The organism is Actinoallomurus bryophytorum, assembly GCF_006716425.1.
In the GTDB taxonomy this organism is placed as follows: domain Bacteria; phylum Actinomycetota; class Actinomycetes; order Streptosporangiales; family Streptosporangiaceae; genus Actinoallomurus; species Actinoallomurus bryophytorum.
The window spans coordinates 6,000,700-6,015,241 of sequence record NZ_VFOZ01000001.1 but is presented as its reverse complement, the minus strand read 5'-3'; the positions used below and the strand labels follow the sequence as shown (position 1 = coordinate 6,015,241).

The window sequence follows — 14,542 nt, the reverse complement described above, 5'->3', positions numbered from 1 at the left end:
TCGCGGCCGGGCCGCGCTCACACCGCCGCTGTACCGATCAGTCCCCTGCGGGACACCCGCGCGGCCATCTCCTCTTCGGACAGGTCGCCCTCGGGCCGCAGAGGGACCACCAGGTAGCGCGTCTCGGCGCTGGAGTCCCACACGGCGATCTCGACCCCGTCCGGCAGGGTCAGGCCGAACTCGGCCAGGACGGCGCGTGGCTCGCGCACGACCCGCGAGCGATAGGCGAAGCTGCGGTACCAGCCCGGCGAGGGGCCGAGCAGGGTGATCGGATAGCACGAGCACAGCGTGCAGACGACGACGTTGTGCGTCTCGGGGGTGTTCTCGACCACGCGGAGCCGGTAGCCGCTCGTGGAGAAGCCGAGCGCGCCGGCGGCGGCGTTGCCGTCGGCGAGCAGCGCCTCGCGGTAGGCCGGGTCGGCCCACGCGCGGGCCACCATGCGGGCGCCGTTCACCGGTGACGCGCCGGCCAGCAGCCCGTCCAGCAACGCGTCGAGCTCGTCGTCGGTCGTCAGGCCGGCCGCGACCACCCGCTCCTCCAGCGCGCGCACCCGCGCCGCGACGTGCAGATCCTCGTGGCTCTCGTCATGACTCACGCGGCGCGACCTCCTCCAGGTAGGACTCCCACAGGTCGACGGTGACCGTGTGCGATCCGGTCCCCCACAGGTCCCGGGCCGGGAAGCGTACGGCGTAGACCGCCTCGACGCGCGGCGGCGTGATGCCGCGGGCCCGGTCGTCCGGCAGCGGCCACTCCCCCTCCTGCTCGACGATCTCGCCCACGTGACCGCGCACGTAGCGGGGCACGCGGGTGTGATGATCAGGGTCACCTGCCAGCGCGCGTACGCGGGTGCCGGGGCCGTACGTCATGCCAGGCCCTTCTCCGCCAGGATCATCTCCATCGCGATCAGCCAGCGCTCGTAGTAGGAGGCGGCGAGGTAGTCCTCCGGGGGAATCCGCTCGATCGCGTCGCGCATCTCGTCGAGGTTGAACGCCCCGTTGCGCCGGAGCGCACGGCTCAGCGCGAAGACCTTGGCCTCCCAGTCGGCCTGGAACGGTGCGCCGTCGTCGCCCACCGGGACCGGTCCGAACCCATCCTGACCACCCATGTCGTGGACTCTGCTCACGCTCCCGACGTTAGCCGACCCCGTGCGGCGCGGGTAGTCCATCCGGTCTGGTTGGCTGGGGGCATGGCGGATGAGCTGGAGAACCTGACGTCCAAAGAGCTGCACGACCGCGCGGTCGAGCGTGCCGTGCACCACCTCGACGTGGGCTTCCTGTGGCGGCTGCTGCGGGCGATCCCGGCGGCCCAGGCGGCCGTCGGCCATCCTGACCAGGCCGAGGCCGACGTCTCCCACCTGTCCTCGATCCTCAACGAACTCGTCCACGCGGGCGACGGCGAGGTCGCCGAAGCCCTGCGCCCGCTCTACATCGAGTACCTGCGCGGCTGACGGCCCTTCACCACCGGAAAGCGGTCGCCGGCGTCACAGGTAGTGGCCGAGGTTCTCGTCGACGTGGGGACCCTCGGCCTCCGGCAGGTCCTCGACTCGCAGCAGGCCGATCTCGCTGCGCTTCGGGCCGTCCTGGCTCAGGATGCGCTGTGCCTGCAGGGCGATGGCGCGGTCCAGGTGGTTGCGCATCAGCCGGGCGTTGCCGAACGACTCGCCGCGTGCCGCCGTGCGCAGGCGGCGGCGTACGTGGTCGAGGACGCCGTCGCCGAGGGTGAAGCCCGCGTCGGCGGCCATCACCTCGAAGATCGCCACGAGCTCGTCATCGGTGTAGTCGGGGAACCGCAGCACCCTCGGGAAGCGTGAGGCCAGGCCCGGGTTGAAGTCCAGGAACCGCAGCATCGGCCCTTCGTAGCCGGCCACGATGACGACGAGGTCGGCGCGGTGCTCCTCCATCAGCTTGAGCAGCTCGGCGATGGCCTCGTGACCATAGTCGCGGCCGGAGTCGGCGGGCGTGAGGGAGTAAGCCTCGTCGATGAACAGCACGCCGCCGAGCGCGCGCTCCACCGCCGCGCGCACCTTGGGCGCGGTCTGCCCGATGTACTCCCCGACCAGGTCGGGGCGGGAGAACTCCACCAGGTGCCCGGACGACAGCAGGCCCAGCTTGGCGTAGACCGCGGCCAGCAGACGGGCCATGGTGGTCTTGGCGGTGCCCGGGTTGCCGGTGAAGACCATGTGCCGGGTGGGCGGGGCGATCGGGATGCCCGCGTCGCGGCGGAGCTGCTCGGCCTTGGCCTCGGCGACGAGCAGGTGCACCTCCTGCTTGACCGCGTCCAGGCCGATGAGCTTCTCGATCTCGGCGAGCGGGTCGCCGGGCAGCTCGATGTGGCCGCCGGCGGTGAGCGTGCCGGGGATGTCCGCGGCGAGGATCTCGTCCAGGGACTCGTCGTCGGTGAGGACTCCGTCGTCCAGGACCCGGCGGGACTGCATCGCGACGGCGCGGTCGAGCAGGCTGATCATGGCGCGGGCGTTGCCGACGTTGCTGTCGCGGGTGCTGCCGTGCACCAGCTCGCGGACCTTGTCGAGCACGCCCTCGCGCAGCGCGAACCCGGCGTCGGTGGCCTTGACCTGGAAGATCTCGATGAGCTCGTCCTCGGACAGACCCGGGAAGCGCAGCCGCTTGGGGAAGAGGGCCGACAGCTCCGAATCGCTCTTGAGCAGGCCGTTCATCTGCCCCTCCGGGCCGCACAGGACGACCACGAGGTCTTCGGGGTGACCCTGTACGCAGGCGAGCAGGACGTCGATGGCCTCACGGTTGCGCGGCGACTCGCCGGGCATCAGGTTGTGCGCGTCGTTGATGGCCAGGACACCGCCCTGCGCGCGTTCGACGGCCCGGCGCACTCGTGGTCCGCTCTCGCTGACGTACTCCCCCACGAGGTCGGAGCGGTCCACCTCGACGAGGTGCCCGGACGACAGGACGCCCAGCTCGGCGTAGATCCGGCCGAGGATGCGGGCGACCTTCGACTTGCCGGTGCCGGCACCGCCGGTGAAGACGATGTGCTTCGGCCGCGAGGCGACCGGCATGCCCGCCTCCCGGCGCATACGTGCCGCCTCCGCCTCGGCGACGAGGAGCCGCACCTCGCTCTTGACCGAGCCCAGGCCGACGCAGGACTCCAGCTCGGCCATGGGGTCGGAGTGCGCGGCGCTGCCCGCGATGACCCGCTGCGGCAGGTCGGCCGGCGCGACCTCGGTCTCGCCGCGCGCCACCGCCGCGGTCACGCACTGCTCGGCGAGGTACTCGACGAGACGCGCGCCGCGGAGGTTCATCAGCGGCGGGGTGCGGGTGAGCAGCAGGCCGGCGGTGACCGCGGCCTCGCGCCCGGCCGTCATCTCGCGCCGGGCGACGGCACGCCGGAACAGCTCCGCGTACGCGTCCTCGCCGAAGTCCTGCGTGCGTGCGAGACGGAAGTGCTGGTGCAGTGCCGGGTTGGCGTCGAAGACCCGCCGGTCGCCGCCGGCGCGGCACAACACGATGACGTGCAGTTTCTGGTGGCGTTCGAGCGCGCGGCGCAGCTCCTCGGCGAACGCCGTGCCGCAGTTCTCGAAGGCCAGGATGCGGTCCAGCCCGTCGATGACCAGAAGCCTGCCCTCGAGGCATTCGCGCACGCGTGCCAGGAAGTAGAGGATCGTGTCGCTGACGTGCAGGTTGGCGAAGACCTGGTCGGAGACCCAGACCGTCTCGCGCACGTCGCCGCGGGCCATCAGGGCACTCTCCAGCGTGCGTACGGCGGTGCCCTTGCCGGTCGCCTCCGGGCCGCTGATGAGCAGGCGTAGGGGCCGTGCCGAGTCGCCGCGCAGCAGGTCGGCGACGGCTGTGACCAGGTCGGGCTGGCCGACGATGTCGTCCTTGACCTCCTCGGCCACCGCCGCCGCTCGCGACTCCTCCGCCGGCGCGGGGCCCGCGAAGGCGGCGGCGAGCGGGTTGACGACGGTGGGCGCGCGGAAGAGGCGCCGCAGGTCCATCTGGAAGCCGCGCACCGGCACCCGGCACTTGGGGCTGACCGCGCTCTCGGGCAGTCCCTGTACGCAGCCGGTGATGCGCAGGGCCATGTCGAGCCAGGCGCGGCAGCCGTCGGCCTCGCCGGCGACCAGGGCGCGGGCCAGCCACGAGCGGACCTCGGCCTGCCAGGGGTCGACGCGAAAACCCTCGCCGAGCCGCTGGAACTGCTCCTGGACGTTCTCGTAGTGCTCGACGCCCACCGCGAAGGCGAGCTCGGCCGGGACCGCGGTGACCTCGGCCTGCAACAGCAGCCGCGCGAGCGCGACGTCGAGCGTGTCGTGGCCCGGCACCGCCGACAGCAGCCGCTCGTGCGCGGCGACCCATCCCGAGCACACCCAGCCGAGGTAGCCGACCGGGCCGGCCAGCTCGGGAAGGGCGGTGACGGTTTCCTCGGGCAGGTCGGTGGCCCACAGGCGTTCGAGCTCGGCCTGCGGCGTGGCCAGGTCGGCGGCGCGCAGCTCGGGGTCGGCGGCGCGCCGGTCGAACAGCCCGATCAGCGCCTGGCGGCGCTTTTCCACCGGCTCGATCCCGCCGAGCACGTCGAGGGCCTCGCGCGCGAGGGTGAACATCGTCTCGCGACGGTCGCGGTCGTCCCCGACGTTCTCCACGAGCCAGAGTCCGGGCGGACGCAGCCGTCCGCCCTGGCTGAACCAGGCGTGCGGGTCGCGCACGGGCGCCTCGGGCTTGGCCAGAAAGCTCGCGAACAGCTCGTAGTCGACATCACCGCGCGAACCCGCCCGGATGGCCGACGCCCCCAGCAGGAAGGTCAACAGTGACCACAGCTCCGCGCCCGCCGCCGAGGTGCCGGGACCGTAGAAATCGCTGAGCCCGCTGGTCAGCTCCTTGGCCCGGTCGTCCTTGTCGAACTCCAGAGCGCGCTCGCGCACCTCGTCGTACAGCCCGTCCGGGACCCGCCAGGGGCCGTGGGAGTACAGGTCGAGCAGGGGCTCGTCGGTCAGCAGCAGCTCAAGGTGTTCGGGTAGGCGTGGGGCGCTCACGGGTAGACCTTACGACCGTTCACCGGGGTGTCAACGGAGCTCCGTGATTCGCCCCCGGCGACCGCGAGGCCCGGCTCGCCCCGTGGCCGGGGAGGCGGCGAGGAGGGACTCCGCCGCGGAGGTGCGGGCACAGAGCACGGACCGGCCCGCGCGGTGGGCGCTGACCAGGCCCGCGTCCGGGAGCGCGGTGAGGTACCGGGAGACCCCGGCCATGGAGAGGCCGGCGCGCCGGGCGAGGTCGGTGGTGGACGCCGGCTGATGTTCGTGCGGTAAGGAGGGGCCGCACCGGTGCAGGGCTCGCATGGTGCCGTGAGGCCCTGCACCGGTGCGGGGAGTCAGCCGGCGTGGAGGGCCTGCACATCGAGGACCCAGGTGACGCCGAACCGGTCGGTGAGCATGCCGAAACCAGGTGCCCAGGCCGACGCGGTGAGGGGTTCGACGACGGTGCCGCCCTCGGCGAGGGCGTCCCAGTAGCCGGTGATCTCGTCGAGGGTGCCGGCGCGAACGGACTGGAAGAACGTCCGGTCGGTGATCGTGACACCGTTCTCCCGGTGCGTGGAGCCGGCCGTCACCGTGATGTCGGTGTCGTCCTGGCCCGGGATGTCGTAGGCCATGACGCGGAACCCGTCCTCGTTCTCGACCTGGCCGAACACGACCTTGTCGGCGCCGGGGGCCTCCTTCGGCATGCCGAGGTCGCCGTAGGTGGCGATGACGGTCCGGCCGCCGAACACGGTCGCGTAGAAGTTGAGCGCCTGGCGAGCGGTACCGCGAAAATTCAGGTGGGTGGTCGTCCTGATCGTCATGATCTGCTCTTCTCCTCGATGGATGCGACCGGCGGGTGCCGTCAGGGATGAGCATCACGAAAGAAGAGGTCGATGACGGTCCTCTACTCGGAGCACACTGGATTCATGATCGGAAGTACTTCGCGGATGCTCGCTCTGTTGTCCCTCCTGCAGACGCGACGGGACTGGCCGGGGCAGGTCCTTGCGGAGCGCCTGGAGGTGAGCCCGCGCACGGTCCGCCGTGACGTGGACCGCCTGCGGGAACTCGGCTACCGGATCGGGTCGATGAAGGGACCCGACGGCGGGTACCGGCTCGAGGCCGGTTCGGAGCTGCCTCCGCTGCTGTTCGACGACGAACAGGCGGTCGCGATCGCGGTCGCGCTCCAGAGTGTGCCCTCCACCGGGGTCGACATCGACGAGGCGGCAGCTCGCGCGTTGGCCACCGTCCGCCAGGTAATGCCGTCGAGGCTCCGTCACCGCATCGACGGCATCCGCTTCACCGGAACCGAGACCTCCTCCCGTGTCGATCCGTCCGTGCTGGAGAGTGTCAGCGTCGCCGTCCGGGACCGGCACACGCTCCGATTCGACTACGGCGGGAGCAGCGCTCCTCCACGGAGCGTGCAGCCGCACGCGGTCGTCGCCCGGCACAGCCGGTGGTATCTGATCGCGTGGGATCTGGACCGGCACGACTGGCGTGTCTTCCGCATGGACCGCATGGCAGCACCACGCACCCCGACGGGGCCGGCGTTCACGCCCCGCACGCTTCCCGCGGCCGATGCGCGCTCTTTTCTCGCCGCCCGGTCCAGGGGATCGCAGAGCGAGGATAGCTGGCCTTGCGTGGGCGAGGTCGTCATCGAGCTTCCTGCGCGTGACATCACACCTTGGATCGGTGACGGTGAGGTCGAAGAGCTCACCGAGCGGTCCTGTCGTGTCACGATCGGCTCGTGGTCCTGGGCCGGGCTGCTCGCATCCGTGGTCCGGTACGACGCCCCCTTCAGCGTGGTGGGCCCGGACGCCTTGGCCGAGGCCGCGGCGAAGCTCGCCGGGCGGGTCCAGGCCTCCGTCTCTCCGCCGTCGCTGGAAGATTGACCGTCGAGCGGGAAGATCCCGTGCGCGCTGAAAGTGTGGGGAAGTGAAGGGAAGCACGGGAAAGCGCAGGGGGAGTACAGGACAGAAAATGACCGCTTCGCGTGCGAGGCTCACCTCATGACGAACATGACAGACATGACGAAAGAGGAGCTGACAGACCGGTTGATCGTGGCCGACGCGCAGGCCTGGCGGACGTGGCTCGATGCTCACGAGAGCTCATCTGCCGGGGTGAAGCTGATTCTTGCGAAGAAAGGCATCACGGAACCGACCTCTCTGACCTACGCCGAGGCCCTCGAAGAGGCTCTCTGCAGCGGCTGGATCGACGGCCGCCGCAACGCCGTCGACGCACGCACGTTCCAACAGCACTTCACCCCGCGTCGAACGGCGTCGATCTGGTCCCGGCGAAACGCCACCATCGTCGCGACGCTGATCGAGCAGGGGCGCATGCGGCCACGGGGTTTCGCGGAGATCGAACGGGCCAAGGCGGACGGGCGCTGGGACCGGGCCTATCCCGGACAGGCCGGGGCCGAAGTACCTGCCGACCTCGCGCAGGCGCTCGCCGCTTCGCCCACGGCGGCGGCTCGCTTCGCCGCGCTGTCCCGCGCGCAGCGCTACACCGTCATCCATCAGGTGATCACGGCTCCGAGCGGGACCAGTCGAAGAAGCCGCATCACGCAGTCCCTCACGCGTCTGGAAGGCACCCCGGAGGCCTGACGTCGTCTGGCCGGGCTTCCGGGGCGGCAGAGGGGAGAGGCAACCTTCCAGGTCTGTTTCCCAGGCTTTCCGGACTCTCTAGGCGGCACTACGGTCGGCCGCCGGGCGACGCCGTAGGTCGGCGTTTTCGGTCGCGGGCGGCCGATGGCCGACGTCCATCACTCCGATATCGGTGCCGGGAGGGGCTATCCGGTCGATGCAGTCGAGGACATCGTCATCGAGGCGTGTCTCCGCTGCGTCGAGCAGGTCTTCGAGCTGGTCGAGTGTTCGGGGTCCGATGATCGCGGACGTGACCTGCGGGTGCGCGACAACGAACGCCATCGCCAGGTGCGTCATCGGCAAGCCGGCCGATTCCGCCAGCGGGACCAGTTCCTCGATCGCGTCGAATTTGTGCGGGTCGGTCATGTGACGGGGTCCCCACGCCTTGCGGCCCGCCGTCACGGGGGTCTGCTGATCCCGGCGGTACCTGCCGGTGAGAAGACCCCATGACAGCGGGCTCCATGTCAGCACGCCCATGCCGTACTCGCCGCACACCGGCAGCACCTCGCGCTCGATGCCACGGGCGAGGATCGAGTATGTCGGCTGCTCGGTTCGCAGTCGTGCGAACCCGCGGCGTTCGGAGATCCACTGCGATTCGACGATCGTCGATGCGGGAAAATTCGATGAGCCGATCGCCCGCACCTTTCCGCTTGTGACCAGATCGGTGAGGGCGGAGAGGGTCTCGTCCAGGTCCGTCTCGAAGTCGAAGTGATGGATCTGGTAGAGATCGATGTGATCCACACCGAGTCGGCCCAGGGACTCCTCGACGGCAGTCACGATCCACCGACGTGACGCGCCCCGGCGGTTCGGGGCGTCGCCCATCGGACCCGTGAACTTGGTCGCGAGCACGATGTCGTCCCGCCGATGGTGCCTAGGCAGTAAGGGCTAACGCGGATACCGGTTCGACCGAGTGTGCGCATCTTCATACTGGTTCTCCACTCCTCTACACCATCGACAGCTCAAGTCGACTGCCCTTCTCTCGGCACGTGCCGACGGCGGTCTGGCTTCGCATTTCGGAGGGATAGCAGCGTCGCCGCGGCAACGTTTCCTCCCTCAAGGACGGGGCGGGGCCGGCCGGCCCCGCCGGTCAGGCATCGGTGAAGTCGGCGATCACGTCGGGCGCGGCCAAGGAGCACATCCGGAGCTTCTTTGAGCAGTTCCTGGATGCGCCGAACGTGTCGCCGGAGTCTCCTTCGGCTTCACCCGGCCCGCCGAACTCGGCGCCGTCATCGCCGCCGCCGGCGAACAGCTACTGCCCGCCGTCACCGGCGGCTCGTTGAAGAGCGAGGAGAGGGTCGCGTTCGTTCCGTTCTACGCGCTCGCCGCCGACAGGCGTACGGGGGGCGTCACCGACGCCGAGGAGGTGCCGGCCGTCGCGTGGGCTACGAGGTGAGCGCGGACGTGCTCTCCGCGGATGAGGCGTGGCCGGGCGGTCAGCGTTTCCAGTCGCGCCGCCGCGGCTCACGGTGCTCGGCGGCGATGCGCATCGGGCCGGCCGGGCGCTCGGGACGCTCACGCTGCTCGGGTTCGGGCTGGGCGGGCGGGGTGATGCTGAAACCGATCTCGGCGGGCGGGCGCTCGAGCTCCTCGAGGTCGCTCACCGGGACCAGGGCGGCGAGGGCCTTGCCATGCCGGGTCAGCAGGATCCGCTCACCGCTGTAACCGACGCGGCTGACGAGTTCCGCCAGGTCGGCACGGGCCTGGGTGACGGGCACCTCTCGTGTCATGCTGCGATTCTAGCATTCTGTACGTTCTTGCTATTCTGTACAGAACTCAAGGAGGCGCGGATGGACTTTCCGACGTACGAACCGCGGGCACGGGTCACCGAGCTGCCGGACACACACGCGACCGACCAGCTGTTCCAGCGGCTGCTCGCCCAGCGCATCGTCTTCATCGGGGCCGAGATCGACGACGACCTCGCCAACCGCGTGTGCTCACAGCTCCTGCTCCTCGCGGCGCAGGACGGGAAGCGCGACATCAAGATCTTCATCAACTCGCCGGGCGGCTCGATGGACGCGATGTTCGCCATGTACGACGTGATGAAGTACCTGCCGAACGACGTGTCGACGGTCGGGCTCGGCATGGCGGCCTCGGCGGGGCAGTTCCTGCTCACCGCCGGCGCCGCGGGCAAGCGCTACGCGCTGCGCAACACGCGGATCATGATGCACCAGCCGTCCGGCGGGATCGGCGGCACCGCATCCGACATCCGCATCCAGGCCGAGCAGTCCCTGCACATGAAGCACCGTTTTCTGGAGCTGATCGCCGAGCACACGGGACGGCCGTTCGAGCAGATCGAGCACGACGCCGACCGCGACCGCTACTTCACCGCGACGGAGGCGTGTGAGTACGGCCTCATCGACCACGTCGTGACGAACGCGCTGGAGGCGGGAGGTGTCACGCCGTGAGAGCCCCCGAGGTGACCGCCCGGTACGTCCTGCCGTCCTACGTCGAGCGCACCTCGTACGGGGTCAAGGAGATGAACCCGTACAACAAGCTGTTCGAGGAGCGGATCGTCTTCGTCGGGGCGCCGGTCGACGACACCCTCGCCAACGACGTGATCGCGCAGCTGATCGCGCTGGAGGGGATCGACACCGACCGCACGATCAGTTTGTACATCAACTCCCCCGGCGGCTCGCTGACCGCGATGACGGCCATCTACGACACGATGCAGTTCGTCAAGCCGGAGATCGAGACCACGTGCGTCGGCCAGGCCGCCTCCGCGGCCGCCGTCCTGCTGGCCGCGGGTTCGCCGGGCAAGCGCGCCGCGCTGCCACACGCGCGGATCCTCATCCACCAGCCGAGCACCGAGGGCGGCCGCGGTCAGACCAGTGACCTGGAGATCCAGGCGAACGAGATCATCCGGCAGCGCGAGGAGCTGGAGGAGATCCTGGCCCGGCACTCGGGCCGTGCCGTCGCGCAGGTACGCGCCGACATCGAGCGCGACCGCTTCCTGACCGCGCAGGACGCCAGGGAGTACGGCCTGATCGACGAGATCATCACCAGCCGCAAGGTCCGCTGAGCCGCGTGGGGGTGGCCCTGCGGGGTCGGGGCCACCCCCACGCCGACGCGTCAGCAGGTCTGCTTGTAGAGGTACTTGGCGATCGCGGGGTCGTCCACGTTGTTCTTGGTGACGGCCACGAGCCGGGTCCTGATCTGCTTGGTCACGGGCTTGCCCTCCAGGGCGTTCATCGCCTGGTCGACGCCCTCGCGGCCGATCTCCAGCGGCTCCTGGCTGATGAGCGCCTGGATCGTGCCGGCCTTGAGGTCCTCGACCTGCTTGGGGCTGGCGTCGAACTCGACCAGCTTCACCGAGCCGACCTTCTTGGCCTGCTTCAGCGAAGCTCCCGAACCCTCCCCGGTGACCAGGTTCGAGGCGAAGATGCCGGCCAGGTCCGGATTCTTGGACAGCTCACCGTTGACCAGCTCGGTGGCCTTGCCCGCGTCGTCGCCCGGGTACTGCTCGGAGACGAGCCGGATACCGGGGTGCTTGGCGATCTCCTCCTTGAAACCGGTCACCCGGTCGTCGGTGGTGGCGATGCCCCTCGTGGGCGCCAGCACCATGACCTTCCCCTTGTCGCCGATCTGCCCGGCGAGGGCCTGGGCGGCCAGCTGCCCGCCGAGCTTGTTGTCCGAGGAGATCCGCGAGGCGCCCATCGACGGGTCGGTCAGCTCGGTGTCCACGAAGATGACCTTGCTGCCGTTGCCGCTGAGCTGACGGATCGGGCCCGCCATCGCGTCCTTGTCGACGGGCGCGATCATCACCGCGCCCGGACGTGACGCGGCGACCGAGGTCACCACCTGGGTCTGCTGCGCGACGTCCCACTGGGCGGGTGCCTGGACGCTGAGGCTCGCGCCCAGCTTGGCCGCCTCGGCCTTGGCCCCGCAGTACATCGAGATGTAGAAGGGCTCGTTCGCGATGCCCTGGATCAGGGTGAGCTTCTTCGCCCCTGTTCCTGACGAGGAGGAGTCACTGCCTCCGCACGCGCCGGTCACCGTTAATGCCAGGGCCACAGCCACGACGCCATACCTGTTCACTGTCACTTGTCCCTCACCGCTCCTCGTTTCCTTCTATTGGCGTTCTCGCGCCGTGCGGCGCAACTGGTCGAAGAAGACCGCGACGACCAGTACGGCTCCGACCGCGACGTCGAGCCAGAACCGCTGTGCCCCGAGGATGATCAGACCGTTGCGCAGCACCCCGGGGATCAGCACGCCGATGACGGTCCCGCCGATGCTGCCGACGCCGCCGAACAGGCTCGCGCCGCCGATGACGACGGCGGCGATCGCGCCCAGGTTGTCGGAGGTGTGGCTGGCGATGGTGGTGGTCGTGTAGTGCGCCAGCGACAGCACCCCGGCCACGCCGGACAGCAGGCCCGACAGTGCGTAGACCTTGATCAGGTGCCGGTCGACCTTGATGCCGACCCGGCGCGCCGCCTCGGCATTGGACCCGATCGCGTACGTGTGACGGCCGAAGCGCGTGAGGGCGAGCAGCAGCCCGAAGACGACCGCGATGGCCACCGCGATGATGACGAGCCATGGCACGCCGAACACCAGCCCGTACCCGACCGCGTTGGACAGCTTGGCCGGGATCTGGTTGACGTCGCTGCCGTTGGTGATGACCTGAGCGAGGCCGAGGGAGACGCCCAGGCTGCCCAGGGTGGCGATGAGCGGCGGGATCTTCGCCTTGGCGACCAGCAGGCCGTTCACCAGGCCCCAGCCGAGGCCGGAGCCGGCACCCGCCAGCGCACCGAGAAGGATGGCCCCCCAGCCCGCGGTCGTGCCGCCCAGCGCCACCATCGTCTTGGCCGCGATGACGCCGGAGAACACCAGGATCGAGCCGACCGACAGGTCGATCCCGGCACTGACGATCACGAACGTCATGCCGACCGCCAGGACGAGCAGGATCGCCGAGTCGGTCGCCACGTTGCGGATGTTGAACGTGCTGGCGAACTCGGCCGGCCTGAGCACGGCGAAGAACAGGAACAGCGCCACCAGGACGGCCAGCGTCCACAGCGTGCTGGAGCGCAGGAGGGTGAGCACCCGCCCCGGCTGGGCGGTGTCACGGGGCTCGGCCGTGGTCGTCGTGCTCATGCGGCGTCCTCCTGGTCCAGGCCGCCGGTCATCGCCGACACCAGTTCCTCCACCGAGGTGTCCGCCGCGGTGAACCTCGCCACCCGGCGGCCCAGCCGTAACACCTCGACCCGGTCGGCGACGGCGAGGACCTCGGGCATGTTGTGGCTGATCAGCACGACCGTGACGCCCCGGTCCCGTACGCGGCGGATCAGGTCGAGGACCTGCCCCCGCTGGACCACGCCGAGCGCGGCGGTCGGCTCGTCCATGAACACGACCCTGGACGCCCACGCGACGGCGCGCGCCACGGCGACGCACTGCCGCTGGCCGCCGGACAGCTGCCGCACCGGGGCGGACATGTCGGGCAGGCGGATGCCGAGCTCCTCGAACGCCTCCGTCGCCCGCCGGCGCATCGCCGGCCGGTCCAGCAGGTGGAGGAATGAGTACCGGGTCAGCTCGCGGCCGAGGAAGAGGTTGGCGGCGGCGTCCAGGTCGTAGGCGAGTGCGAGGTCCTGGTAGACGGTCTCGATGCCCAGCCGCTGGGCGGCGACCGGGTCGGCCAGGTGCACCGGGCGGCCGTCCAGGAGGATCTCTCCCGAGTCCGGACGCAGCGCGCCGGCCAGCGCCTTGACCAGTGTGCTCTTGCCGGCGCCGTTGTCGCCGATCAGCGCGACGACCTCGCCCGCGTGGGCGGTGAACGAGGCCCCGCGAAGGGCCTGGACGTGACCGAAGCGCCTCGCGACGCCTCGTGCCTCCAGCAGCGGATCCGTCAATGTGCACCTTCCTCGGTCAGGCTCGGTCAGGGCGGCGGCAGCTCCCCGGAGCCGCGGACGATCAGGTGGGTCGGCAGCACCACGCGTTGCGGCGGCAGTTCCTCGCCGGCCATGCGCCGGCACAGCAGCCCGGCCGCGCGGCGGCCCATCTCGGCCGGGTAGTGCGCCACGACGGTGACCGGCGTCGCCAGCATGTCGGCGAGCTCCAGGTCGTCGAAGCCGACGAGCGCCGTGCCGGCGCCGGCCGCCTGGATGGCGCGCAGTGCGCCGACGGTGAGCCGGTTGTTGCCGGTGAAGACCGCGGTCGGCGGGTCGCCGAGGGCGAGCAGCTCGGCCATCGCGGACTCCGCGCCGGCCACATCGTGCTGGCCGACGCGGATCAGCGACTCGTCCACGGGCACGTCATGCTCGCGCAGCGCCTCGTCATAGCCGCGACGGCGCTCGCGGGCGGTGAAGATGCCGGGCAGGTCGACCAGGCAGGCGATGCGGCGGTGTCCGTGCTCGATCAGGTGCGTGACGGCCGCACGCGCGCCGCCCGCGTTGTCGATGAGGACGACGTCGGCCTGCAGGGCGTCCTCCGGCGGCCGGTCGATGAACACCGCCGGCGTGCCCATGTTGATCTCGGGGATCAGGTAGCGGTGGTCGTTGCCGGAGGGCACGACCAGCAGGCCGTCCACGCGGCGCTCGCACAGCGAACGGATGAGGTGGCGTTCGCGTGCCGGGTCCTCGTCCGAGCACCCGGAGATCACCAGCAGGTCGTTCGTACGTGCGACCTCCTCGACCCCGCGGGCGATCAGGGAGTAGAAGGGGTTGGCGACGTCCTTGATGACGAGCCCGAGGCTCCGGGTCCGCTTTCCGCCGCGCAGCGCACGCGCGATGTCGTTCCGGCGGAACCCCAGGGCCGAGATGGCGGCGTTGACCTTCTCGGTGGTGTCCGGCCGTACCCCGTCCTCGCCGTTGACGACACGAGACACGGTCTTGAGACTCACGCCGGCCCGCCGGGCGACGTCACGCATGGTCGGCCGCATGGGTCCTCTCCGGCGACTACTGGGACGAGATCGACTGACTATAAAGA

General features: G+C 70.2%; 15 protein-coding genes and 2 pseudogenes. 5 read left to right on the top strand and 12 right to left on the bottom strand.

The features are described from left to right. Nucleotides 1–17 precede the first annotated feature (17 nt). Genes FB559_RS28175 through FB559_RS46315 form a run of 3 tightly spaced genes read right to left on the bottom strand, consistent with a single transcriptional unit; the run spans nt 18 to nt 1,106 of the window. Entirely contained in the window at nt 18–596 is a 579-nt protein-coding gene (locus tag FB559_RS28175; RefSeq protein WP_141959262.1) for a nitrile hydratase subunit alpha, read from the bottom strand. After that, nucleotides 586–867 carry an SH3-like domain-containing protein gene (locus FB559_RS46320; protein ID WP_141959260.1) on the bottom strand — a complete coding sequence of 94 codons (282 nt, stop codon included), beginning with the start codon at nt 865–867 and terminating at the stop codon, nt 586–588. Before FB559_RS46320 ends, FB559_RS28175 begins: the two co-directional genes overlap by 11 nt. Then, nucleotides 864–1,106 (bottom strand): SH3-like domain-containing protein, encoded by a 243-nt coding sequence (locus FB559_RS46315; protein ID WP_221640207.1) that lies wholly within the window; start codon nt 1,104–1,106, stop codon nt 864–866. The genes FB559_RS46320 and FB559_RS46315 overlap by 4 nt, the downstream gene beginning before the upstream one ends. Before the next feature lie 81 nt (nt 1,107–1,187). Here FB559_RS46315 and FB559_RS28160 point away from each other — a divergent pair, with 81 nt between their 5' ends. Further along, complete coding sequence (locus FB559_RS28160; RefSeq protein WP_141959256.1) at nt 1,188–1,448, top strand: hypothetical protein; 261 nt, start codon at nt 1,188–1,190, stop codon at nt 1,446–1,448. Between the two features lie 33 nt (nt 1,449–1,481). Here FB559_RS28160 and FB559_RS46845 read toward each other — a convergent pair. The 3 genes and pseudogenes from FB559_RS46845 to FB559_RS28145 all read right to left on the bottom strand — a co-directional run. Continuing rightward, nucleotides 1,482–1,646: pseudogene (locus FB559_RS46845) on the bottom strand (hypothetical protein); the annotation flags it as partial. Nucleotides 1,647–1,793: 147 nt separating this feature from the next. Further along, nucleotides 1,794–3,029: pseudogene (locus tag FB559_RS46840) on the bottom strand (AAA family ATPase); the annotation flags it as partial. A 2,309-nt stretch (nt 3,030–5,338) separates the two neighbouring features. Next, nucleotides 5,339–5,806 carry a VOC family protein gene (locus tag FB559_RS28145; RefSeq protein WP_141959252.1) on the bottom strand — a complete coding sequence of 156 codons (468 nt, stop codon included), beginning with the start codon at nt 5,804–5,806 and terminating at the stop codon, nt 5,339–5,341. A 105-nt stretch (nt 5,807–5,911) separates the two neighbouring features. Between FB559_RS28145 and FB559_RS28140 the strand changes: the two genes are divergently transcribed. Further along, on the top strand, nt 5,912–6,874 hold the full coding sequence (locus tag FB559_RS28140; RefSeq protein ID WP_141959249.1) for a helix-turn-helix transcriptional regulator: 963 nt from the start codon (nt 5,912–5,914) through the stop codon (nt 6,872–6,874). A gap of 117 nt (nt 6,875–6,991) precedes the next feature. Next, nucleotides 6,992–7,588, top strand: coding sequence for a YdeI/OmpD-associated family protein (locus FB559_RS28135; protein ID WP_246122137.1), 597 nt, complete (start codon nt 6,992–6,994; stop codon nt 7,586–7,588). Between the two features lie 78 nt (nt 7,589–7,666). Here the strand turns inward: FB559_RS28135 and FB559_RS28130 are convergent, their stop codons facing one another. Together FB559_RS28130 and FB559_RS28120 are read right to left on the bottom strand one after the other, a co-directional pair. After that, the gene (locus FB559_RS28130) at nt 7,667–8,449 is read right to left on the bottom strand and encodes an aldo/keto reductase (RefSeq protein WP_246122595.1); all 783 of its coding nucleotides are present in this window, start codon (nt 8,447–8,449) and stop codon (nt 7,667–7,669) included. 611 nt (nt 8,450–9,060) lie between these two features. Beyond that, complete coding sequence (locus FB559_RS28120; RefSeq protein ID WP_141959247.1) at nt 9,061–9,354, bottom strand: type II toxin-antitoxin system Phd/YefM family antitoxin; 294 nt, start codon at nt 9,352–9,354, stop codon at nt 9,061–9,063. A gap of 60 nt (nt 9,355–9,414) precedes the next feature. Between FB559_RS28120 and FB559_RS28115 the strand changes: the two genes are divergently transcribed. After that, nucleotides 9,415–10,032 (top strand): ClpP family protease, encoded by a 618-nt coding sequence (locus tag FB559_RS28115; protein WP_141959245.1) that lies wholly within the window; start codon nt 9,415–9,417, stop codon nt 10,030–10,032. Then, a complete protein-coding gene (locus FB559_RS28110) occupies nt 10,029–10,646 on the top strand; it encodes an ATP-dependent Clp protease proteolytic subunit (RefSeq protein WP_281286295.1) in 618 nt (205 codons plus the stop codon). The genes FB559_RS28115 and FB559_RS28110 overlap by 4 nt, the downstream gene beginning before the upstream one ends. Before the next feature lie 50 nt (nt 10,647–10,696). Here the strand turns inward: FB559_RS28110 and FB559_RS28105 are convergent, their stop codons facing one another. From FB559_RS28105 to FB559_RS28090, 4 genes are read right to left on the bottom strand one after another with little or no spacing between them, the layout of a single operon-like run. Then, nucleotides 10,697–11,644 carry an ABC transporter substrate-binding protein gene (locus FB559_RS28105; protein WP_185792433.1) on the bottom strand — a complete coding sequence of 316 codons (948 nt, stop codon included), beginning with the start codon at nt 11,642–11,644 and terminating at the stop codon, nt 10,697–10,699. A gap of 51 nt (nt 11,645–11,695) precedes the next feature. Beyond that, entirely contained in the window at nt 11,696–12,715 is a 1,020-nt protein-coding gene (locus FB559_RS28100) for an ABC transporter permease (protein WP_141959240.1), read from the bottom strand. Continuing rightward, nucleotides 12,712–13,467, bottom strand: coding sequence for an ATP-binding cassette domain-containing protein (locus FB559_RS28095; protein WP_141959238.1), 756 nt, complete (start codon nt 13,465–13,467; stop codon nt 12,712–12,714). Before FB559_RS28095 ends, FB559_RS28100 begins: the two co-directional genes overlap by 4 nt. A 26-nt stretch (nt 13,468–13,493) precedes the next feature. Further along, nucleotides 13,494–14,495 carry a LacI family DNA-binding transcriptional regulator gene (locus FB559_RS28090; protein WP_141959236.1) on the bottom strand — a complete coding sequence of 334 codons (1,002 nt, stop codon included), beginning with the start codon at nt 14,493–14,495 and terminating at the stop codon, nt 13,494–13,496. Nucleotides 14,496–14,542: the final 47 nt, after the last annotated feature.